Below are 20,030 nucleotides of genomic sequence, written 5' to 3' on the forward strand. Positions count from 1 at the left end.
CTGATGCCTAGAGGTGATTTCGCATTTCGCAGCGGCAAATCCTGCACATCGACATGAACGCCTTCTACGCTTCGTGTCACGCCGCCCGCGAGCCAGCTCGCTACGCAGGCAAACCCATCGCCGTCGCGGGCGATCCCGCCACGCGCCACGGCATTGTGGTCACGGCGAGCTACGAGGCCCGCGCCCGCGGCGTCAAGCCGCCCATGCCTGTCCACCAGGCCCTGGCCCGCTGCCCGGAGCTCATCCTGGTCCGGCCCGACTTTTGCCTGTACCGCGCGTACGCGCGCAAGGTGTTCGCCATCGTGCGCGAATTCACGCCGGATGTCGAGATCACGAGCATCGACGAGTGTTACGCGGACGTCACGCGCGTGCCCGGCGGAGACCGGCCGGTTGAACTGGCCCGCGCGATTCAGGCTCGCCTGCTCGAGTCGCTCCGACTACCGTCGAGCATCGGCGTGGCACCCAACAAGTTTTTGGCTAAGATGGCGAGCGACATGAAAAAGCCGATGGGCATCACGGAGCTTCGCGCGGACAACATTCGCAGCTTACTCTGGCCGCTCGCCATCGAGCATATGCACGGCGTCGGCCCGAGCACCGCCAAGCGGCTCCGGCGCCTCGGCATCGTCACCATCGGCGATCTCGCCGTGCAGTCGCTCGACATCCTCGCCCGCGCGCTCGGGCCGCGGGCCGCCGAGCTGAAGGCGCGCGCCAACGGCATCGACCCGCGCCCGCTCGAGACGCAGCCTCAACCGCCGAAGAGCGTCGGCCACTCCATGACGCTGGCCAAAGACGCGCGGACCTTCGCCGAGGTGGAAGGCGTCGTGATGGATTTGTGCGATCGCGTCGCGTCGCGCATGCGCCACTACAGCCTGATGGGCCGGGTGGTCGCCGTGACCCTGCGGGATCGCCACATGCGCACGTCGCGCCATCAGGATACCCTGCCGACCTACGTGCGCCACACGGGTGAACTTTTTCAGGCCGCGAGGGCACTGTTTCAACGGATTTGGCCGTCGGAGCCGGTACGGCTGGTTGGGGTGTCGGTGGAGGGCTTGGTGCCGCGCGACGGACAGGGGGTTCAGCTCCACCTGTGGGACGCGGCGCCTATCACGGCTGAGCCGAGGGACGCGCGGCTGGAGAAGCTCGAGCGCGCCATCGACGAAGTGCGGGCCAAGTTCGGGCCGAGCGCCATTCGCCTGGGCCGCTCGCTTTCCGGACAACAGGACGACGTGCACGCGCGCGGCACGTCGCTCGAACGACTGGATGACGAGGAGGAAACCCCGTGACGGATCCTTTGCACGGCAACCTGGACCCGATTGTGACCATTCTGGCGTGCCTCGTGCTGGCCATCGGCCTGGTGGCGTGGACAAGCAGGCGGTCGTGACGAGCCGCCTGCCCACCTCCCGTTGGCGCATGCGGACACCCGGCAAGAAGGCCCACCGCAGTCCTTCATCCCCGCGCGCGCAGCCGGATGCGCCCCGGCCGCTCTTCCCGCGCCGCGCTCTGATACGCTTCTTCTTCCAATTGCCGAGCCCGCTCGCGATCCGCCCCGAGCCAAAAGTACAGATTTGCCCCGATGTACAGCGCCAGCAGAAGCAGCCAGAGGGCCGAGAACGTGCCCGCGAGGCCGTGCTCCAGCTTCGGCAGGCGCGGCACGCCGTACGCCGCCAGCGCGAGCGCCGCAAGCCCGTAAATGGCCGAGTACATCCGCACCTGTCTCGGCACGCCCACTTTTCTCCGCATACCGTCCTCCTCCTTTGCCTGTCCGACATATATGCGCCGGCCTTTCCAAACATGCGCGGCGCCAGGCCGCATGACCCTCCGGGCATCGGGGAACATTGAGCACGAGACCACCGCAGATGAAGGAGGATGAACCATGGGCGTCATGGAGACCTTTGAGAACTGGAAGCAATTCCTCGGGGAACACGTCGATCGCGCCAAGGAAGTGGGTCTGAGTCAAGATCAGCTCGCAAACATCGCCACAAAGGTTGGCGAGTTTTTGGCGAGCAAGGTCGATCCCAAGAACCCTGAGCAACAGCTTCTGAAGGAAATGTGGAACGTGGCGGACAACGAAGAGCGCCGCGCCATCGCGAGCATCATGGTGAAAATGGCGGATCGCGCGCACTGACAAACAGGCGCCGTCCGGGCCGCGCGCCCGAGGCGGCGCCTCGTCTTTTCAGGTGAGCGCGGCCCAGGCGAGATGCCCGGCTCCCTCCCACCAGGTGACCCAGTGGGCGTCGGTCTACACGAACACGGGATACGGGGCCGGGTTAGTGGGCGAATTGGGCTTCGGGTTCGCGTTCAGCTCCAGGACCGGCGCCAGCTTTGCATGCTGAGGAGACCACGTGAAAAACGGCAGGCGCCGCTTTCGCGGAACCTGCCGTCCATGTTCACGGATCACAGCTCGAACGTCTCGCCAATTTTGAGCTCCAGCGCGTCGATGCCGCGGGCCTTGCAGTCCGCGACGAACTTCGCGCCGTCCTGGGCGATGAGCGGGAACGTGTTGTAGTGCATCGGAATGACCTTTTTCGCCTTGAGCCACTCCGCGGCGATGAGCGCATCGTCCGGGCCCATGGTGAAGTTGTCGCCGATGGGGAGGAGCGCAAGATCGATGGTGTTCAGCTCGCCGAGGATCTTCATGTCGCCAAACAGCCCCGTGTCTCCCGCGTGATAGATGGTCTTGCCCTCGAGCGTCAACAGGAACCCAACCGGCGGGCCGACGTACACCAGGCCGTTCTCCGTCTCCACGCCCGAGCCGTGGAACGCGAGCGTGACCTTGACGCGGCCGAACGGGAAGTCGCGCTTGCCGCCGATGCCCATCGGATGGACGTTCAGCCCTTTGCTCGCGTAGTAGACGGCCAACTCGTTCGCCGCAATGATGGTCGCGTTGTTGTTGCGCGCGATGGCCTCCGCGTCGAGGACGTGATCGGAATGGCCGTGCGTGAGGATGACCCACTGGACCTTGATGTCCTCCGGCTTCGCCACCGCGTTCGGATTGCCGCTCAAGAACGGATCGATGACCAGGCGATGCTGCCCGCTTTCAATGACGAAACAGGACTGGCCATGGTACGTCAATTTCACGACTCTCGCCCCACTTCCCTCATGATTTCGTCGAGCGGCGCAAGGCGGACGTCTTCCAACGGCTCCGAGACGATACGCTGGACGTCCACCCACAGCCGCTGCAGTTCGAGATCCGCCTCCAGGTACGCCCGCGCGTCCTGATTCAACTGGACGATCTCGAGCAACTTGCGCAGCTGCTCCCATTCCTCCTGCGCAGGCTCTTCGCCGCGAATGCGCTTCACCTCGAGCTGGTATTGGCGCCGGTAGAAGTCGAGCACCATCTGCTTCGTCGCCTCGTCCCGCTCGATAGCCTCTTTGGCTCGCTTCGCGCGCTGGTAAGGCTCCCACTCGCGAATGGCCCGCGCCAGGGCGTGCGCATGATCATACGGGTTCACGCGCCGTCCCTCCTTGCTGTACGGGTCTATTATACCGCCGGAAGAAGTCGTGGAAAAAGCTTGGGAGCGAGGTCTTGCCACAGGCGGGTTCGGTGCGCAACCCCTTCGCTTTCGGTATACTGTTCGGGAGAGGAGGGGGGACCTTTGTGGCAGCCACAACCCTTTACGAGGCCGTCGGCGGCGCGAGCACGTTTCGCAAGCTCGTCGAGGCCTTTTACGATCGCGTCGCACAGGACGAACTCCTGCGCCCGCTGTTTCCGCCGACGTTTGACGAGGTCAAAGCGCGACAGTACTGGTTTTTGACGCAGCTGTTCGGCGGCCCGAGGCTCTACACCGAACGCCGGGGTCACCCCATGCTTCGGGCTCGGCACCTGCGATTCCCTATCACCGTCCGCCACGCGAAACACTGGCTCCGATGCATGGCCGAGGCCATGGAGGAGGCCGGCATTCCGCCCGCTGCGCGCGACGCGATGCTTGAGCGCCTCGGCGCCATCGCGCTGCACATGGTGAACACGCCCGGAGAGGAGGGGGAAGCATGACGCCGTCCTCGCCTGTGCCCCCGCTCGGCGAGCGCATCGCCCAACTGCGGAAAGAGCGAGGCCTCACGCAGGCCAAGCTCGCGGAGCGCGCCCACCTTTCGACGAGCGCCATCGCCATGTACGAGACCAACCGGCGACAGCCGGACGAGCGGACCCTCGCGCAAATCGCCGCAGCGCTCGGGGTGGAGATGGCGCAGATTGCGCCGCACCTGGCCGCTGAAGCCTCCCTTCAGCAGGCGAAGACCGCGCAAAGCGAGCGCCACCCAAGCGACAGGGTTCGGCAGCCGGTGCCATCCAACCCGACCGAGCGAACCGCCGACGCGCCCGGCGTGACGCAGCTCGTCCTCTCCAAGGACGAGGCTCGGCTCATCCTCTTTGTCCGCATGCATCCCGACGCCATGCCGTTTCTGCAGTCGTACGTGACGGCGGATGCCGACAAGCGCCGCCAGCTGGAGCGGGCGTGGCGGCTCATCCAGGCGTTCCAAGGCTAATCGTTGAAGCCTGGGCGGTACGGGATGGGATCCTTCGCGCCCGCCTCCGCAAACCCCTTCAGGCGCAGACGGCAGCTGTCGCACTCGCCGCACGCCACCTCGCCGCCCTGGTAGCAGGACGTGGTGAGCTCGTACGGCACGCCGAGCTCCAGCCCCCTGCGCACGATCTCGCCCTTGGTCCAATGCAACAGCGGCGTCTCGATGCGAATGGGCCGCCCCTCGACGCCCGCCTTCGTGCCGATTCTCAGCACGTGCTCCACGCCCTCGATGAACTCCGGCCGGCAGTCGGGGTAGCCGCTGTAATCGAGTGCGTTCACGCCGATGTAGATGGCCTCCGCGCCGATGACCTCCGCATACGACGCCGCGATGGCGAGAAACAAAAGATTCCGCCCGGGCACGTAGGTCACCGGAATCTCGCGCGAAACGCCCTCCGTCGGCACGTCGATGGACTCGTCCGTCAGCGCGCTGCCGCCGATTTGGCGCAGAAAGTCAATGGACACGATGCGGTGGTCCTTGACGCCGTAGAACGCCGCCACCTTTTTCGCCGACTCGAGCTCAATCCGATGCCGTTGCCCGTAGTCAAAGGTGATGGGACAAAGCTCGTAGCCCGCCGCGCGCGCGATGCCCATGCACGTCGCGCTGTCGAGCCCTCCGCTCAAAATCACCACAGCTTTTGCCATGCCCACACGCCCTTGTCGCGAAGCAGTCCCCGTGCCCGGCTTGTCCGGCCCGAAAGCTTCAGCAGCCCACCGGCGCCGTTTCCCCGAACACGAAGCCTTCCTCACTGTAATCCAGCACGATGCCCTCGAGCAACTTGACGAGCGCCTGCGCCACCGTCACCTCGACGTCCCCGTCCGGCCCGCTCACGCGGAGCGTGGAGTCGAGCGGCGTGGACAGGTCGTCGATGACCACCTGAAACCGCGGCCCCCCGCACCGATACGCGCGGTCAATCCGCACAAACTCCCCCGGCCTAAGCTCCTCCCGCGCGAGGCGAAGGAGCGCCCGCGCCGCCCGCTCGCTCACCTGCACCTCTCGTCCCCTCGCTTCCCTGTACAATCTCTGCACTCCACAGTATACTATACGTCGAAAATAGGAAACGGACGATCGCGGCCGCGCCACGTTGCGGCGGCCCAAACACTCGTCCTCGCCGGACGAGTGTTTTTGTTGCATCTTCGCCGACACACCCCAAGCGTAGGCGAAGCGCATGACCACTTGGAATCGTTCGCACAAGGAGTGAACCACGCAGATGGCGATGCGGAAGGTCGATGCCAAGGAACCGGCCACGTCGCGCGAACAGCGCGTGCTCGAATTCTGGAAGCAGGAGAACATCTTCCACAAGAGCGAGAAGGCGCGCGAGGGGCGACCGGAATGGGTGTTCTACGAGGGGCCGCCCACGGCCAACGGACTGCCCCACCCCGGCCACGTGCTCACGCGCGTGTTCAAGGATCTGTATCCCCGCTACCGCACCATGAAGGGCTACCACGTCATGCGCAAGGCGGGATGGGATACGCACGGTCTGCCCGTCGAGATCGAAATTGAGAAGAAATTCGGCATGAACGGCAAGAAGGACATTCAGGCGTTCGGCATCGAGCGCTTCGTCCAGGCGTGCCGGGAGAGCGTGTTCAAGTACGAGGAGGTCTGGCGCGAGCTCACCGAGCGGCTCGGCTACTGGATCGATCTCGACCACCCCTACATGACGCTCACCGACGACTACATCGAGTCCGTGTGGCACCTGCTCAAGATCATCTACGACAAGGGATGGCTCGTCGAAGGCCACCGCGTGAGCCCGTATTGCCCGCACTGTGAAACGACGCTCTCGAGCCACGAGGTGGCGCAGGGCTACAAGGACGTCAAAGACCTGTCCGTTACGGCCAAGTTCCGCGCGGCGGACGACGTGGACGGCCGCCCGACTTACTTCCTGGCCTGGACCACGACGCCTTGGACGCTGCCGTCGAACGTCGGCCTCGCCGTGAACGAGGATTTGACCTACGTGCTCATCCACAAGGCGAAGACCGACGAAAACGTCTGGGTGGCGGAGGGCCTCCAAGGCCAGTTTGTCGAGGAGGGCGATCGCGTCATCGCACAGAAGCGCGGCCGCGATCTCGTCGGCAGCGCGTACACGCCCGTCTTTCCGTACGTGGTGCAGGAGGGCAAGAAGCACATCGTCATCGCGTCGCCGCACGTGACGGACGAATCCGGCACGGGCATCGTCCACATGGCGCCCGCGCACGGCGAGGAAGACTACAAGGCGTGCCAGGCGGCGGGGCTCATCTTTGTGAACTTCGTCGATGAATCCGGGCGTTTCACCAAGGACGTCGCCGATTACGAGGGCCGGTTTGTCAAGGACGAGGAACTGAACGTCGATCTCGTCAAGGATCTCGCGGCCCGCGGCCTCGTGTACGAGAAGCACAAGCACGAGCACAGCTATCCGCACTGCTGGCGCTGCGACACGCCGCTCATCTACTACGCGATTCACTCCTGGTTCATCCGCACGACGGAGTTCAAGGACGCGCTCATCGCCAACTCGCAGTCGGTCAATTGGATCCCGCCGCACATCCGCGACGGGCGCATGGGCAACTTCCTGGAGAACGTCATCGACTGGAACTTGTCGAGATCGCGCTACTGGGGCACGCCGCTGCCCATCTGGCGCTGCGACGCGTGCGGCGAGATCGAGTGCATCGGATCCAGGGCGGAGCTCGAGAAGAAGGCGGGGCGCCTGCCGAAGGAGCTGCACAAGCCGTACATCGACGAGCTCACCTGGCCGTGCCGCTGCGGGCGCGGCACGATGGTGCGCGTGCCGGAAGTGATTGACGTGTGGTTCGATTCCGGCTCCATGCCGTTTGCGCAGCTCCACTATCCGTTCGAGAACCAGGACCTGTTCGAGCGGTTGTACCCGGCGGACTTCGTCTGCGAGGCCATCGATCAGACGCGCGGCTGGTTCTACAGCCTGCTCGCCATCTCGACGGCCGTCACGGGCAGGGCGCCGTACAAGAACGTGCTCGTCCTCGGCCACGTGCTCGACGAGCAGGGCAAGAAGATGTCGAAGTCGAAGGGGAACGTGATCGATCCGTTCGAAGCGTTCGACAAGCACGGCGCGGACGCGGTGCGGTTTTACTTCGTGTCGAACACGCAGCCGTGGAACTCGCAGCTGTTCTACCACCGCGCGGTGGCGGAGGCCAAGGCGAAGTACATCGACCTGTTGCAGAACATCCACCAGTTCTACGCGCTGTACGCCGGGATCGACGGGTTCAACCCGTACCAGGTCGAGCAGGTGCCGGTGGCCGAGCGGCCGCTCATGGATCGCTGGCTCATCGCGCGCCTGCACCAGACCATCCAGGGCGTGGACGAGGCGTATGAGCGCTACGACGCCACGCAGGCGGCGCGGCTCCTGCAGGCGTTCGTGGACGAACTGTCCACCTGGTACGTGCGGCGCAACCGCGATCGCTTCTGGGCGGACGGCATGGGACGAGACAAGGTGGCGGCGTACCTGACCTTGTTCGAGGCGCTGAAGACCGTGGCGCTCCTCACGGCGCCCATCACGCCGTTTTTGGCCGAGGACATCTACCAGAACGTCGTGCGCCTGGGCGGAGACGCGAAACACGTGCCCGAGAGCGTGCACCTGTGCGACTTCCCGGCGGCGGACGCGGCGCTCGTGGACGAGGCGCTCATTCGCGAGATGGCGCTCGTGCTGCGCATCGTGGAGATGGGGCGGCACCTGCGCAACGAGAGCAAGCTCAAGACGCGCCAGCCGCTCGCGGCGCTCTACGTGCCGAAGGCGCAGCAGGACGTGATCGCCAAGTTCGCGGACGTGATTCAGGACGAGTTGAACGTGAAGGAGATTCGCTTCGTTGATCTCGACGACATCGCGCGCCCCATGCTGTACCTGAACCTGAACGCGGTGGGCAAGGCGTTTGGCCGCAAGACGCCGATGTTGAACGAGGCGGCGAAGAACGCGGACGAGACGCAGATCCGCGCCTTCCGGGAGACGGGCGCGGTGGAGCTTGCGGGCGAGACGCTCACGCAGGAACACGCGGAAATCCGGTACGAGGCGAAGTTCGAGGGCCTGGTCACGGTGGACAACCGGCTGTTTGTCGGCCTCGAGACGCGGCTCACGCCGGAGCTCGTTGAGGAAGGCTACGTGCGCGAAGTCATCTCGAAGATGCAGATGATGCGCAAGGAGGTCGACTACGGCGTCACGCACCACGTGCGGTTTTACGCGGAGGGAGATCCGGAGCTGCTCCAGGTCATCGCGCGGAACCGGGCGCGCATCGACCAGACCGTGCTCGTGCGCGAGTGGAGCGACGCGCCGCTCGCCGACGCCGACCTGACGAAGGAGTGGGACGTGAACGGCAAGAAGCTCACGCTGTCGGTGGCGCGCTGAGCGGGACGGGCGGGGATTGTTTTCCTCGCCCTTTTTGTTTCACGGGCCGCGTTCGCAAGGAGGATGAGATCCATGCCCTTTGCGTTGAAGCGCGGCCGCGTCACCTTGGCCTGCGCCGCGCGCGATCCCGTCCGGAATCACGCGCGCGTGCTGCCGCAGGATCTCGAGTCGTGCGAACCCTGAACGCCCTTCAGCCCGCGCCCAAAGCGCCGTCCCCACCGGTGTCCAAAAACGCGAGCACGTCGCGGAGGACGGCGCCGCCCGCCTGCATGGCAAACCCGTGCCCGCAGCCCGCATACAACTTCAGCCTCGAGCCGGCCAGGCGATGCGCAAGGCGCTCGCCGTTCACATAGGGCAAGACGCGGTCCTCGAGCCCGTGCATCACGAGCGCAGGGCACGACAAACGAGGGAGCCTGTCCCAACTCCCCTGCCACCGATCCACGGCGTCGAGCTGCGCCTGGTACACCGCCTCTGGCATGTCCTCCCGCAGCAACAGGTGGAAGGCGCTGTGCAGATAGGCCTCGTTCTTCGCGCGAAACGCCTCGGGAAAGAAGAGCCGCATGTACCACGCCGCGCGCGCGGCCAACTCGGCCGGGCGGGATCGCATCTCGCGCTTGATATCGTCGGACTGGATCATCTGCGGCCCGCCGCACGAGGTGGCGCCGAGCACGAGGCTCGCAACAGCCTCCGGATGGCGCAGCGCGAGCTCCTGCGCAATCATGCCACCCATGGAGTAGCCCAGCACGTGCGCGCGCTCGACGCCCGCCGCAGCGAGCACCGCGCGCGCGTCGTCCGCCATCTGCTCGAGGGTCCACCCGGTCTTCGGATCTGCCTCCGACTGGCCGGCGCCGCGGTTGTCGAAGGCGATAACGGTGTGCTTCTCCGCCAGTCGCCGCAAAAATCCCGTGCCCCACCAGCGGATGTTTCCGCCGACGCCCATGATGAGCAGAAGCGGCGATCCTTGCCCTCGGACCTCGTAGTACAGGCGGGCATCGCTCCGTTCGACAAACGGCATGGCTCAACCTCCCCACATGGCCACACAAAAAAAGGCACACCCATACCTGGGTGGCCCAATATAGGGGTAAAGGGGTACTTCAACTGTAACACATGTCCAATCGGAGTGCCACACATTTGGCAAACGCGCCGCGCATCAGGACCGGGCGTTGCGCGTGCGCACGACGCTCTCCGCCTCGTAAACGACCTTGCTGTACGGCGGGACGGACTGTGTCACCCACGCGTTTGAGCCAATCACGCTGTGATGCCCGATGACCGTTTCGCCGCCGAGCACCGTGCAGTTGGCGTACAAAATGACGTAGTCCTCTACCGTCGGGTGGCGCTTCACATGCCGCTGGTACTCGCCTTCCTCGTCCTTCGGGAAGTACAACGCGCCGAGCGTGACGCCCTGGTAGATCTTCACGTGATTGCCCACTACGGCCGTCTCGCCGACGACGATGCCTGTGCCGTGATCGATCATGATGCTCCGCCCGATGGTGGCGCCAGGATGCAGATCCACCCCGGTCACGCGGTGCGCGTACTCCGTCATCATGCGGGGCAGGAGCGGTACCCCGTGGCGGTAGAGCACGTTCGCCGCGCGGTAGACGAGGAGCGCGAAGATGCCGGGATAGGTGAGGATGACCTCGTCGCACCCCGTCGCGGCCGGATCGCCATTCACGGTCTCGGTGATGTCCTCATACACGAGGCTCTGAAGTTGCGAGAGGTATTCGATGTACTCGTCCGCCGTCTCCCACGCCCGCCTTTGCGTGTCGGCCGTGCCGGAGGACAGGCAAGACTGGTACGTCGCCCGGTGCACCTGCTCGGCGAGCTCAGCGCGCAGGCGATCCAGGGTATGGGAAAGGTGCTTGCCACCTTCAGCGTCGAAGTAATTCGGGAGAATGGCCGCGCGCGTCCACTCGATGATCTCGCGAATGGCCCGCGGCTCTGGATGACAGATGCGCCCCTTGAACATGCAGACGCTCTGCTGCAGCAGATGATTCGCGATTGCTTGGGTGTCCATGCCGATCTCGTCTCCCCTCGCCAGCGGCTCTCGCGCTTCGAAAGTCAGTATACACCTGTGGCGGATCGCAAAAAACTAAGTATACATTAAGGGATAATGGGAATTGCGCAATCCCCCGACCCGCCCTCCTCCCATGTTGTTCCCATCGCCCGCAAATTACGCTATGCTCGAACTGGAACTCAGGATCGAGAGAGGAGTCGTGACACGTTGGAGGCCATTCGCGAGGTCGAGACCTACCTGGCGCAGGCGCGCGACGCGCTGCTCGAGGAGCTGAAGGAGCTCCTATCCATCCCGAGCGTGAGCGCCTTGAGCGAACATCGCGGCGACGTCAGGCGCGCCGCAGAGTGGATCGCTGAAAAGCTGCGATCGGCCGGATTCGAGCACGTGGAACTCATGGAGACGGACGGCCACCCGCTGGTGTACGGCGACTGGCTGCATGCGGACGGCAAACCGACCGTGCTCGTCTACGGCCACTACGACGTGCAACCCGTCGATCCCCTCGAGCTCTGGGAGTCGCCGCCGTTTTCGCCCACCGTGCGCGGCAACAAGCTGTACGCGCGCGGCGCGAGCGACGACAAGGGCCCCACGTTTCTGCACATCGCGGTCCTCACCGCCATGCTGAAGGTGCACGGCCGCCTGCCCGTGAACGTGAAGTTCTGCATCGAAGGCGAAGAGGAAATCGGATCCGCTCACCTGCACAGTTTCCTCGAGCGGACGCGGGACAAGTTCCAGGCGGATCTGGTCCTCATCTCCGACACCACCCTGGTGGGGCCCAATCAGCCCGCCGTCGTGTACGGCCTGCGCGGCCTCGCCGCGGCGCAGATCGACGTCCGCACGGCCACCTCGGACCTCCACTCCGGCCTCTACGGCGGCGCCGTGCCGAACGCGGCCCGGGCCGTGGCTGAACTCGTCGCGAGCTTCCACCGGCCGGACGGCAGCGTGGCCGTCGAGGGCTTTTACGATCGCGTCCGCCCGCTCACCGAAGCGGAGCGCGAGGAGTTCGCCAAGCTCGGGCACGACGAGGACGAGCTCAAGCGCTCGCTCGGTCTCGCGGATCTCTGGGGAGAACCCGGGTACACCGCGCTCGAGCGGATGTGCGCGCGGCCGACGCTCGAGGTGAACGGTATCTGGGGCGGCTTCCAAGGAGAGGGGACGAAAACCGTCATCCCCTGCGAGGCGCACGTGAAGATCACGTGTCGGCTCGTGCCGGATCAGGATCCCCAGGAGATCCTCGATCTCGTCGAACGGCACGTGCAAACACACGCGCCAAAGGGGGCTCGCGTCACGTTTGTGCGCCAGGACGGCGGCAAGCCGTACGTCGCACCGTATGACCACCCGGCGCTTCAGCTCGCCGCGCAGGCCTATGAGCACGCGTACGGCCAAAAGGCGGTGTTCACGCGCATGGGCGGCTCCATCCCGGTGGTGGAGACCTTCTCGACGCTTTTGCACATCCCCATCGTCATGATGGGCTTCAGCCTGAGCGACGAGAACTTCCACGCGCCAAACGAGCACTTCTCGCTCGACAACTTCGACAAGGGCCTGCGGACGCTGACGTATTACTACCACCAGCTTCCGGCGGCCATGGGCGGACACTGACCCACCACGCAAGGAGGCGGCCGATCCCGTCGCGGGACTCGGCCGCCTCATCTCATCCGCCTCATCGCTCGAATTGGCGGTTGATCTCCTCTTCCACGTAAGGATTCAGGATGCGGAGGTGCGTGCCCTTCATGCCGAGCGAGCGGCTTTCGATGGTGCCCGCGCTCTCCAGCTTGCGGATGCTGTTGACAATCACGGAACGCGTCACGCCGTGCTGATCCGCAATTTGGCTGCTCACGACAATGCCCTCCGGCGAGTTGCGGACGGCGTCCAGCAGGTACTTGGCCGCCTGCAGCTCGGAGAAGCTGAGCGATTCCACCGCCAGATGCGCGAGCGCGCGCTGCCGGCTCTCCTCTTCCTTCTGCTGCTGCCGGGAGTGCACGATTTCGAGGGCCACGACCGTCGCCGCGTACTCCGCAAGGATCTGGTCGTCCTCGTTGAACGGCCGCTGGGACCGCGCAAACAAAAGCGTGCCCTGGCGTTCGCGCGCGCCGATGATGGGCGTGATCATCAGGTGCTTGGAGCGGAACGACTCGTTCTCCTCCGGAGAGAACACGTAGAGAGGTTTCTTCTGCTCATCCGTCAGATTGGCAATCGTCTGCTCGATGCGCAACAGGTGTTTGTTGAAGTCGCCCGGGAACCGCTGTTCCCGCGTCATGATGTTCAGCCACTCCTCGGTCAGCTCGTGTTCCGCCACGCCATAACCGAGGATCTTGCCCTTCCGCCCGACGATGTAGACGTTGGAATGCATCAAGCGGCTCAAAAATTCCGCGACTTCTTGAAATTCCACCTGCTCGTTCGAGCGGTGCAGCAGTTGACCCAGTTCCTGTACTTGTTCCAACAAACTCACGATCTCGTCACCTTGTCCTTCCCCGGCGTCCGCCGGTTTGTTGTACCTTCCCTGACCGCCACTGCACGAGGGCGGCGGGATCTCCCACGCACTCCGGCATTCACAGAATTGTCTCTGATGTTCAAATTATCGTCATAACACAGACAATTTATCCACGCGTAAAGAGCTTACTAGACCTTTGTCCACTTGTCAAATGAACAAACTGCGACAAACACTCCGCGCCTACGCGGATGTCTGCCGCAGCCCATCGCCCGCTAGGACCAGTTTGCACCAAAGTCCGGTCCGTATGCAAGTGGAGTCCTTAGGATTTTCCAGATCCGCTCTCGGACGGCTTGCCGTACAGCCGGTCCAAGATGATGCGATACCCGTCCGCTCCGTAATTCAAGCAGCGCTTCACGCGGCTGATGGTCGCCGTGCTCGCGCCCGTCGCCTCCTCGATGGCGTGATACGTGGCGCCCTCGCGCAGCATCCGCGCAACGGCAAAGCGCTGGGCCAGCGACTCCACCTCGCCGACCGTGCACAGGTCCTCGAAAAAGCGGTAGCACTCGTCCTCGTTCTGAAGCGCCAGGATGGCGCGGAACAACTCGCGCACCTCGGATTCGTTGAGCCTCTCGAGCGCCATGTGCTTCATCCTTTACTGCTGTGACGTACCAAAGTCAGTGTAGCAGAATGGCGCTTTCGTGACCAGGCGCTGACATCGCCTCGCTCCTCGACGGCCAAGCGGGCGCCTCACTCGTCGACGGCAAGGTGGATCGGCGCGGGCCCCGAGGCCCGGTACCGCCGAGATTCGACGCTTACGGCGATCCGCCCGTGGACGATCCGCCAGTGCTTAGCGACGGCGACTTGGCTTGCGCGGAGACCTCGAGCTTGTCCCACATGCCTGCGAGCGCGTGCCCAGGCACCGCGCACACAAGCGCATAGGTCCCCGCGCGCGAAGCTGTGAAGGTCACCGTCTCCTCGTCGCCCTTCGAACTGCCTTGCGAGGGATTCGCCGTCGACGCGCCGGGAAATGCGACGAGGCTTGCGTCGAAGCTCGGGCGGTCGTGATCGGCGAAAGGTACGACCATGGCGCTGTGCGGCGTAAAACTCGCGTTGCGAAAGGCGATTTCCACCCGCCAGCCCAAAGGGACCACGAGCGTCATCGCGCCATTCGCATATCCGTCGAAGTTCATTCCGCCATTGGCCCCGCCATCGCCCGCCACCACCACCCACTTGACGAGGTGCTGCGAAGCGTTCCACGTCGCGAGCGGCGCCTGGGGCCTCGAGGGCGATGGGGATGTTGCACCGCAGCCGACGGAGGCCAGGGCCACGGCAGTCAGGACACCGGCGAAGACTGCTCGTTTCACTTCGTCCGCCTCCCCTAGGAGAGATTGATGGGGTCCATGGTACCACGCGGCGGGCGGGAGCGCACCTTCCGCGCCGGGCCCCACGGGCAAGCTGGCGGAGGGCAGCACGCGAGGCGGCCGCGTTCGTGAAGCTTTACAAATCGGCGAACTCAAGGCCATGAACCTCGCACGCGCAGCTTGGGCGCGTTGATTCGCGCCAAGCCCAGGCGTATGATGGCGCACGACGGCATGGGACGGCAGGCCCTTGAGAGGAGGGATGACATGCGACGCGCGGTGAAAATCGGCGCGGCCCTCGGCGCTGCGGCGCTTGTGGCGGCGCTCGGCGGCGTGCTTGCGGTTCGCGAACTGCGGCCGGCCACGGCGAGTAACGACGCCCCGCTCGCCCGCGTTCCGGGGCCGCACGGGACGTACACGCCCGTCAGCGCGCTTCAGCCGCACGTCCCAAAGGGCGCGCGGATCGATCGCTACACCTTGACCGCCGAATACCGGACCCTGACGATAGGCGGCAAGACGCTGCGGGCGATGACCTTCAACGGCACGGCGCCCGGCCCGCTGCTCGTGGCGCACCAAGGCGACGTGGTGGAGGTCACGGTGCACAACCACCTGTCGGCGCCTTTGACGGTGCACTGGCACGGCATCCCGGTGCCAGGCGCCGAGGACGGAGTGCCGGGTGTCACGCAGAATCCCATTGCGCCCGGCGGATCGTACACGTACACGTTTGTGGCGAAGGAACCCGGGACCTACTGGTACCATTCGCACGACTACAGTTTCGAAGAGGTGGGCCTCGGGCTGTACGGCGCCATCGTCGTCCTGCCCAAGCAGCCGCTGTATCCGGCCCAGCGAGACTACACATTGGTCCTGCACGAGTGGCCGAGCGCCTCCACGGCACAAGCCATGATGGAAAGCCTATCGTCCGGCCGAAGCGGCTTCAGCCCGGCGGGTGGCATGGGTGGCATGATGAATGGGGCGAGCCCGATGGGCGGCATGGGCATGATGGCGTCCTCCGGAGGGAACGCCGCGGGCGGATCGAACTCGATACAACACGTCCTGCCGGGGCCGCCGCTTCAGCTGAACGGCTTTTCGCCGACCGCCGACGACGTTGCGGCGCTCGACGAAATGGCGGGCATGTACGGCGCCTTCACGGTGAACCAGAACGCGGACGGAAACACCGTCCTGCCCGCCAAACCGGGCGATCTCGTCCGGCTTCGCATCGTGAACAGCGGCAACATGACGCACCTTTTGACCATCGTCGGCGCGCCGTTTCGCGTGGTGGCGCTCGACGGACACGACATCGCCAACCCCGGCTGGCTGAAGGGCGTGCTGCTCCCGGTTGGGGCCGCCGAGCGTTACGACATCGAGTTTCGCGTGCCCGCGTCCGGCGCCGCCTACCTCGTTTCGGCCGATCCCGACGCCACCGCTCGCGCGGAGCTTCGCGCGGACATCGGCGAGCCGGGGGCGTGGTCCGCATTCCAACCCGTTCCCGTGGCCACCTTGGAGCGCGAGCCGTGGTTTGACTTCACCGACTACGGGCGCGGGAGGCTACCCGGCGAGGCCGTTTTCCGCCTGCATCAGGCGTATCAGGTCCGCTACGATATGAAACTCACCGTCGGCATGTCCATGAACGGCATGGTCTACGCCATCAACGGCCGCGTGTTCCCGAACATCCCGCCCATCGTGGTCCACGAGGGCGACGCCGTGATGGTGCACATCGTGAACGACAGCCCGTACATTCACCCCATGCACCTGCACGGCCACGACTTTCAGGTGTTGACCCGCGACGGGCGGCCGGTCAAGGGAAGCCCCATCTTCCTCGACACGCTCGACGTCTTTCCGGGCGAGTCGTACGACATCGCGTTTCGCGCCGACAACCCAGGCCTTTGGATGTTCCATTGTCACGATCTCGAACACGCCGCAGCCGGCATGGACGTCATGGTGCAGTATGCGGGCGTGACGGATCCCTATTCGATGAACGAGATGTCGGAATGATGGGGCCCGCGAGCCCGACAAGGGAGGACGAAACATGGGGAAACGCCGCCACGAGGCGCTGCAGCCGCTGTCTCGCCATCACCACTACGCGCTGGTGGTCGCCATGCACCTCACCCGCCAGGAGCAGCCCACGGAGGCGCTTGTGGAGGAATTGCGCCAATTTTGGGAACGAGGAGGCCAGGACCATTTCCGCGAGGAGGAGGAGATCCTGCTCCCCGCGTACGCCAAATACGGTTCCGTCGATCGCGACGAGATCGCGCAGATGCTGCTCGATCACGTCAAGATCCGGAGCCTGGTGAGCCGCGCGCTCGAAGACGGCGACGCGTTGGTGCTCGTCGAATTAGGGACGGCACTCCGGGCGCACGTCCAGCTCGAGGAGCAGGTGATCTTTCCGCTCATCGAAGAGACACTTCAAGAACCGGACCTGACGCGCCTGGCGCCGTTCTTCGAAGAGCATCGGGCAGCGTCCCCGTATGCACGCCCCGACGAACCCACGGCGGACGCCTGATATGACCGCGCGGCGCGCAGTCCCTGAGGCGGCGGTGTGGGCATGCGCGGCGCGCCACCACGGCGCCTCCGGACACTCGCCCGCCGCGCCACTCACCGCTTCAGCGTCCGAATGACCTCGAGCAGATGATCGATCTCGTCCACGCGCGCGCGCCGCTCCTCCGCGCCGCCCTCGAACGCGTCGGGATTGGCCTCCTCGAGCTTGTGCCGCCGGTGCTCGAGCGCCCTCGTCACGTGCCGGATGGCATCCTGGTAGCCGCGTTCGGCTTCGGTCTCCACGGTTCACCCATCCCCCCCCACGGGCCTGAGTCGGCCCATCTCTTGCCACGAGCATACCGCAGATGGAGGGATGTGCGCACCCGTCACGCTTCGTCAGGCGAAGGCGGCGCGTCGTCCGCCGAAGACGGCGAAGCCGGTTGGCGCGGCGCATCGCCCCACAAGTCGCTCAGGCTGACGCCGAGGGCCTCCGCAATGAGGCCGAGCTTGGCCGCGTTGCTCCCGCGGGCGCCGGACTCGATGGCATAGATGTAGCTGACGCTCACCCCCGCCCGTTCGGCGAGTTCGCGTACTGACAGGCCGCGCAGTTTGCGGTAGTATCGTAAGCGCTGGGCAAGTTCCGCCACGCGCACCACTCCGTTACATTTCTACGATTGAGAAAATCATATCAGAATTTGTGTCTGGGCGGTAGTGGGATTTTTCGATAGAAGAAGGGGATCGAGATGCCTCACCGTCCCTATCGCCTTCGCGTGAACGACTGGAGCGCGCTTGAAGACCTGTACCTGCGCTTCGCGGAGGATCCCGGCTGGCCCCAAGAGGCCCGTGCGCGCCGCGCGTGGGAACATCTCGTACAGACTTGGCAGGTGGGGGCGTGGCTCGGGGATGCGCAAGTGGCCGTGGCGGACCATGGCGGCGAGCCGGTGGGATTTGCGGCGGTGACGCTCGCCCTGGACGAGCCGCAGCTCGGCCGCGCTATGGAGGTCGGCACCTTCGTCGCGCCCGCGCACCGCGGCCGCGGCGCGAACGACGCGCTCAAGATCTGGTCCGCGCAAGCGGCCGTGCGCCTCGGCGCCGCGTGGCTGACGGCGTGCATCCCCGTGCACAACGCGCGCGCGCGCCGCGCCTTCGTCAAAGTCTTTCCGGGCGCCGAGGTGTACGAACACCCGGAGAGCGCGGGACCTTGGCGGGAATACCTGAAGCGGCGCGCGTTCGCCGCGGGCGAGCCCGTGCGCCTCTACGTCGTCCACCTGTCCAATTTCTCGCACCTCAGGTGATTGATCTCTTGTTCCGTTTTGTCTACCTTTGTGTAAAGGTCACACATTTGTAGACGCCGCGGAAGGGAGCTAGGCCCATGAGCCTTGGACAGCGCCTTCGCCGCCTGCGCGAAGAACGCGGGTTGACGTTGGCCCAGGTCGCGTCCGCCGCCGGGCTTTCGGTGAGTCACTTGAGCGCCATTGAGAATGGCACGCGCCGCAACCCTTCGTTTCACATCGTGGCGCGCATCGCGCGCGTGTACGGGGTTCCCGTCGACTCGTTGGTGGAAGACGAAGCGGCCACAGGCGCTGTTCAGGAGACGAACCAGGCACCCTCGAGCCCGTCGACCCCCTACCTCGAGATGGCGCGGCGCCTGGCAGAAGCCGATGCGCTGGCACACCCGGCGAGATTGCTCGAGGTCATCGCCGCGCTCCTTCGCGAACGCGAGCAGGCTTACGAAGCGGGCACCTCCGGTTCACGGAGCGGAACTGAGCAAAAGGAAGAGGACGCGAAAGAAAGCAAAGCGGCGAAGCGCAAGCCCGCGCCGGCGGACGGCCGGGACAAAAGCGATTAACGTCCGCCATGCAATCCGGCACGGGACCCGCGGCGACTGCGCGACGCGAGGGCCGCGTCTCGCCCGAAGCGCCCCTATTCGTCCCCTGGCTCGACGAGGACAATCCATGTCACGCTTCGCTCAGGATTTTTCTTCTGCGGTCGGCTTTCGGTTTTCCAGCCGTTCTTGCCAAACAATTCGTTCATCGCACTCGATACCAGTTGATGCGCCCGTTCCGCTGTATTCACCACGAGATCCGGAAGCAGCTGTTCAATGCGGTTCCTCACGTTGATCCACGTATCTCCGGTGCTCCGCATCCGGTTCATGAACGCTTCGTCACTTTCCAGCTCAGCGCACACGTTCCGGAGCAGAGCCTCTTGCAGATCTTCGCCTCTCCTCGACTCGTACCCGCTCTCTTCCGCCTCCCTGGCTTGACTCGCCTGGTCGTCCACGGATTCGGGATAGCGTGTCGCGCGCCGCTGCCTCGCGGCCATCTGCCGAAGTCGGTCCGCAAACGTGGACAAGGGCTCGCGGTCATAGGTCGGATCGGTGACTTGGTGCAATTGTTCGAAGGATAGGACGCGGATTGGAATCGGGTCCCCCTGGCTGAGGATCTCGTTGGAGATGCTCCCTGGCTGCTGGGTGATGAAAATTGCGCCGAGATCGTACTTTCTTCACCCAGGCGATGTACGGCCCTTCACCCGACGTGTACGACGACGCGCCGAGGACGGACTGGGCTTCTTCGACCACCGCGATGGTGGGATGGTCTTGGCATCTTTCTCGGTGAAGTGCCGCTGGTTGTGCTCGAAGATGCGCTGCAGGACGATTCCGGACAGCACCAGGGCCTGCGAGCCGCGGACCTGTGACACGTCGACGATGCACAGCTTGCCCTTGTGAAGCGCGTGCAAGAGCATGTCCAAGAACGCGCTCGACGGATCGTGCAGTATCTGCACGACCTGCACCATGTTGGCGCGCGTCGCCATGGGTTCGCGCAAGCACCGCCTGTTTCAGTTGTTCGACTTCGTCGAGATCGCCTAGGCCTCCTCGAGAGAAGCGTACAGGTC

Annotated in this window: 25 protein-coding genes; 10 read left to right on the forward strand and 15 right to left on the reverse strand. The window is 64.9% G+C overall.

Annotated elements, in window-relative coordinates:
* Positions 1–38 precede the first annotated feature (38 nt).
* On the forward strand, positions 39–1,283 hold the full coding sequence (locus AS26_RS02550; protein ID WP_281176935.1) for a DNA polymerase IV: 1,245 nt from the start codon (positions 39–41) through the stop codon (positions 1,281–1,283).
* 163 nt (positions 1,284–1,446) lie between these two features.
* On the opposite strand, the gene AS26_RS02555 is transcribed toward AS26_RS02550, so the two are convergent.
* Entirely contained in the window at positions 1,447–1,740 is a 294-nt protein-coding gene (locus AS26_RS02555; RefSeq protein ID WP_062305867.1) for a hypothetical protein, read from the reverse strand.
* A gap of 133 nt (positions 1,741–1,873) precedes the next feature.
* Between AS26_RS02555 and AS26_RS02560 the strand changes: the two genes are divergently transcribed.
* Positions 1,874–2,125 (forward strand): DUF3243 domain-containing protein, encoded by a 252-nt coding sequence (locus tag AS26_RS02560; RefSeq protein ID WP_062305869.1) that lies wholly within the window; start codon positions 1,874–1,876, stop codon positions 2,123–2,125.
* Positions 2,126–2,239: 114 nt separating this feature from the next.
* Here AS26_RS02560 and AS26_RS14155 read toward each other — a convergent pair whose 3' ends face one another.
* Genes AS26_RS14155 through AS26_RS02570 form a run of 3 tightly spaced genes read right to left on the reverse strand, consistent with a single transcriptional unit; the run spans position 2,240 to position 3,452 of the window.
* Complete coding sequence (locus tag AS26_RS14155) at positions 2,240–2,398, reverse strand: hypothetical protein (protein WP_157068431.1); 159 nt, start codon at positions 2,396–2,398, stop codon at positions 2,240–2,242.
* Entirely contained in the window at positions 2,395–3,078 is a 684-nt protein-coding gene (locus AS26_RS02565; protein WP_062305870.1) for a metal-dependent hydrolase, read from the reverse strand. Before AS26_RS02565 ends, AS26_RS14155 begins: the two co-directional genes overlap by 4 nt.
* Positions 3,075–3,452, reverse strand: coding sequence for a YlbF/YmcA family competence regulator (locus AS26_RS02570; RefSeq protein ID WP_062305872.1), 378 nt, complete (start codon positions 3,450–3,452; stop codon positions 3,075–3,077). Before AS26_RS02570 ends, AS26_RS02565 begins: the two co-directional genes overlap by 4 nt.
* Before the next feature lie 146 nt (positions 3,453–3,598).
* Here AS26_RS02570 and AS26_RS02575 point away from each other — a divergent pair, with 146 nt between their 5' ends.
* Together AS26_RS02575 and AS26_RS02580 are read left to right on the forward strand one after the other, a co-directional pair.
* Entirely contained in the window at positions 3,599–3,991 is a 393-nt protein-coding gene (locus AS26_RS02575; protein ID WP_062305873.1) for a globin domain-containing protein, read from the forward strand.
* Complete coding sequence (locus AS26_RS02580) at positions 3,988–4,482, forward strand: helix-turn-helix domain-containing protein (RefSeq protein WP_062305875.1); 495 nt, start codon at positions 3,988–3,990, stop codon at positions 4,480–4,482. The genes AS26_RS02575 and AS26_RS02580 overlap by 4 nt, the downstream gene beginning before the upstream one ends.
* Here AS26_RS02580 and queC read toward each other — a convergent pair.
* The gene (gene queC / locus AS26_RS02585; RefSeq protein ID WP_062305876.1) at positions 4,479–5,162 is read right to left on the reverse strand and encodes a 7-cyano-7-deazaguanine synthase QueC; all 684 of its coding nucleotides are present in this window, start codon (positions 5,160–5,162) and stop codon (positions 4,479–4,481) included. The two genes, AS26_RS02580 and queC, sit on opposite strands and share 4 nt — an antisense overlap.
* A 58-nt stretch (positions 5,163–5,220) precedes the next feature.
* On the reverse strand, positions 5,221–5,511 hold the full coding sequence (locus AS26_RS02590; protein ID WP_062305878.1) for a hypothetical protein: 291 nt from the start codon (positions 5,509–5,511) through the stop codon (positions 5,221–5,223).
* Positions 5,512–5,734: 223 nt separating this feature from the next.
* Between AS26_RS02590 and ileS the strand changes: the two genes are divergently transcribed.
* Entirely contained in the window at positions 5,735–8,863 is a 3,129-nt protein-coding gene (gene ileS / locus AS26_RS02595; RefSeq protein WP_062305933.1) for an isoleucine--tRNA ligase, read from the forward strand.
* A 190-nt stretch (positions 8,864–9,053) separates the two neighbouring features.
* Here the strand turns inward: ileS and AS26_RS02600 are convergent, their stop codons facing one another.
* Together AS26_RS02600 and epsC are read right to left on the reverse strand one after the other, a co-directional pair.
* Positions 9,054–9,878, reverse strand: a complete 825-nt coding sequence (locus AS26_RS02600; protein ID WP_062305879.1) for an alpha/beta fold hydrolase — start codon at positions 9,876–9,878, stop codon at positions 9,054–9,056.
* A 135-nt stretch (positions 9,879–10,013) separates the two neighbouring features.
* Entirely contained in the window at positions 10,014–10,877 is an 864-nt protein-coding gene (gene epsC, locus AS26_RS02605) for a serine O-acetyltransferase EpsC (RefSeq protein ID WP_062305881.1), read from the reverse strand.
* 207 nt (positions 10,878–11,084) lie between these two features.
* Here epsC and AS26_RS02610 point away from each other — a divergent pair, with 207 nt between their 5' ends.
* On the forward strand, positions 11,085–12,473 hold the full coding sequence (locus AS26_RS02610; protein WP_062305883.1) for a dipeptidase: 1,389 nt from the start codon (positions 11,085–11,087) through the stop codon (positions 12,471–12,473).
* Positions 12,474–12,534: 61 nt separating this feature from the next.
* On the opposite strand, the gene codY is transcribed toward AS26_RS02610, so the two are convergent.
* From codY to AS26_RS02625, 3 genes are all read right to left on the reverse strand, one after another.
* Positions 12,535–13,323 (reverse strand): GTP-sensing pleiotropic transcriptional regulator CodY, encoded by a 789-nt coding sequence (gene codY, locus AS26_RS02615; RefSeq protein ID WP_062305885.1) that lies wholly within the window; start codon positions 13,321–13,323, stop codon positions 12,535–12,537.
* A 301-nt stretch (positions 13,324–13,624) separates the two neighbouring features.
* Positions 13,625–13,945, reverse strand: coding sequence for a YerC/YecD family TrpR-related protein (locus AS26_RS02620; RefSeq protein ID WP_062305886.1), 321 nt, complete (start codon positions 13,943–13,945; stop codon positions 13,625–13,627).
* A gap of 172 nt (positions 13,946–14,117) precedes the next feature.
* Positions 14,118–14,669, reverse strand: a complete 552-nt coding sequence (locus AS26_RS02625; RefSeq protein WP_062305888.1) for a sulfocyanin-like copper-binding protein — start codon at positions 14,667–14,669, stop codon at positions 14,118–14,120.
* 261 nt (positions 14,670–14,930) lie between these two features.
* Between AS26_RS02625 and AS26_RS02630 the strand changes: the two genes are divergently transcribed.
* Positions 14,931–16,655 carry a multicopper oxidase family protein gene (locus AS26_RS02630; protein WP_062305890.1) on the forward strand — a complete coding sequence of 575 codons (1,725 nt, stop codon included), beginning with the start codon at positions 14,931–14,933 and terminating at the stop codon, positions 16,653–16,655.
* A 34-nt stretch (positions 16,656–16,689) separates the two neighbouring features.
* Positions 16,690–17,163 carry a hemerythrin domain-containing protein gene (locus tag AS26_RS02635; RefSeq protein WP_062305891.1) on the forward strand — a complete coding sequence of 158 codons (474 nt, stop codon included), beginning with the start codon at positions 16,690–16,692 and terminating at the stop codon, positions 17,161–17,163.
* 92 nt (positions 17,164–17,255) lie between these two features.
* Here the strand turns inward: AS26_RS02635 and AS26_RS02640 are convergent, their stop codons facing one another.
* Together AS26_RS02640 and AS26_RS02645 are read right to left on the reverse strand one after the other, a co-directional pair.
* Positions 17,256–17,441: a hypothetical protein gene (locus tag AS26_RS02640; RefSeq protein WP_062305893.1), complete on the reverse strand. Its 186-nt coding sequence runs from the start codon at positions 17,439–17,441 to the stop codon at positions 17,256–17,258.
* 83 nt (positions 17,442–17,524) lie between these two features.
* Entirely contained in the window at positions 17,525–17,785 is a 261-nt protein-coding gene (locus AS26_RS02645; RefSeq protein WP_083515959.1) for a helix-turn-helix domain-containing protein, read from the reverse strand.
* Between the two features lie 96 nt (positions 17,786–17,881).
* On the opposite strand from AS26_RS02645, the gene AS26_RS02650 reads away from it, so the two are divergent.
* Both AS26_RS02650 and AS26_RS02655 read left to right on the forward strand, forming a co-directional pair.
* Positions 17,882–18,433 (forward strand): GNAT family N-acetyltransferase, encoded by a 552-nt coding sequence (locus AS26_RS02650; protein WP_062305896.1) that lies wholly within the window; start codon positions 17,882–17,884, stop codon positions 18,431–18,433.
* A gap of 77 nt (positions 18,434–18,510) precedes the next feature.
* The gene (locus tag AS26_RS02655) at positions 18,511–18,987 is read left to right on the forward strand and encodes a helix-turn-helix domain-containing protein (protein WP_062305898.1); all 477 of its coding nucleotides are present in this window, start codon (positions 18,511–18,513) and stop codon (positions 18,985–18,987) included.
* A 74-nt stretch (positions 18,988–19,061) separates the two neighbouring features.
* On the opposite strand, the gene AS26_RS14600 is transcribed toward AS26_RS02655, so the two are convergent.
* Positions 19,062–19,490, reverse strand: coding sequence for a hypothetical protein (locus AS26_RS14600; protein WP_245629570.1), 429 nt, complete (start codon positions 19,488–19,490; stop codon positions 19,062–19,064).
* Between the two features lie 150 nt (positions 19,491–19,640).
* Positions 19,641–19,961: a hypothetical protein gene (locus AS26_RS14605; protein WP_062305902.1), complete on the reverse strand. Its 321-nt coding sequence runs from the start codon at positions 19,959–19,961 to the stop codon at positions 19,641–19,643.
* Between the last annotated feature and the right edge of the window lie 69 nt (positions 19,962–20,030).

Origin of the sequence: Alicyclobacillus sendaiensis NBRC 100866, from assembly GCF_001552675.1 — a bacterium.
Lineage (GTDB): Bacteria > Bacillota > Bacilli > Alicyclobacillales > Alicyclobacillaceae > Alicyclobacillus > Alicyclobacillus sendaiensis.

Coding starts and splice junctions, on each gene's coding strand:
- AS26_RS02555 (WP_062305867.1), bottom strand. CDS start 1,740: ATGCGGAGAAAAGTGGGCGTGCCGAGACAGGTGCGGATGTACTCGGCC.
- AS26_RS02560 (WP_062305869.1), top strand. CDS start 1,874: ATGGGCGTCATGGAGACCTTTGAGAACTGGAAGCAATTCCTCGGGGAA.
- AS26_RS02580 (WP_062305875.1), top strand. CDS start 3,988: ATGACGCCGTCCTCGCCTGTGCCCCCGCTCGGCGAGCGCATCGCCCAA.
- queC (WP_062305876.1), bottom strand. CDS start 5,162: ATGGCAAAAGCTGTGGTGATTTTGAGCGGAGGGCTCGACAGCGCGACG.
- ileS (WP_062305933.1), top strand. CDS start 5,735: ATGCGGAAGGTCGATGCCAAGGAACCGGCCACGTCGCGCGAACAGCGC.
- AS26_RS02600 (WP_062305879.1), bottom strand. CDS start 9,878: ATGCCGTTTGTCGAACGGAGCGATGCCCGCCTGTACTACGAGGTCCGA.
- epsC (WP_062305881.1), bottom strand. CDS start 10,877: ATGGACACCCAAGCAATCGCGAATCATCTGCTGCAGCAGAGCGTCTGC.
- AS26_RS02620 (WP_062305886.1), bottom strand. CDS start 13,945: ATGGCGCTCGAGAGGCTCAACGAATCCGAGGTGCGCGAGTTGTTCCGC.
- AS26_RS02630 (WP_062305890.1), top strand. CDS start 14,931: ATGCGACGCGCGGTGAAAATCGGCGCGGCCCTCGGCGCTGCGGCGCTT.
- AS26_RS02635 (WP_062305891.1), top strand. CDS start 16,690: ATGGGGAAACGCCGCCACGAGGCGCTGCAGCCGCTGTCTCGCCATCAC.
- AS26_RS02650 (WP_062305896.1), top strand. CDS start 17,882: ATGCCTCACCGTCCCTATCGCCTTCGCGTGAACGACTGGAGCGCGCTT.
- AS26_RS02655 (WP_062305898.1), top strand. CDS start 18,511: ATGAGCCTTGGACAGCGCCTTCGCCGCCTGCGCGAAGAACGCGGGTTG.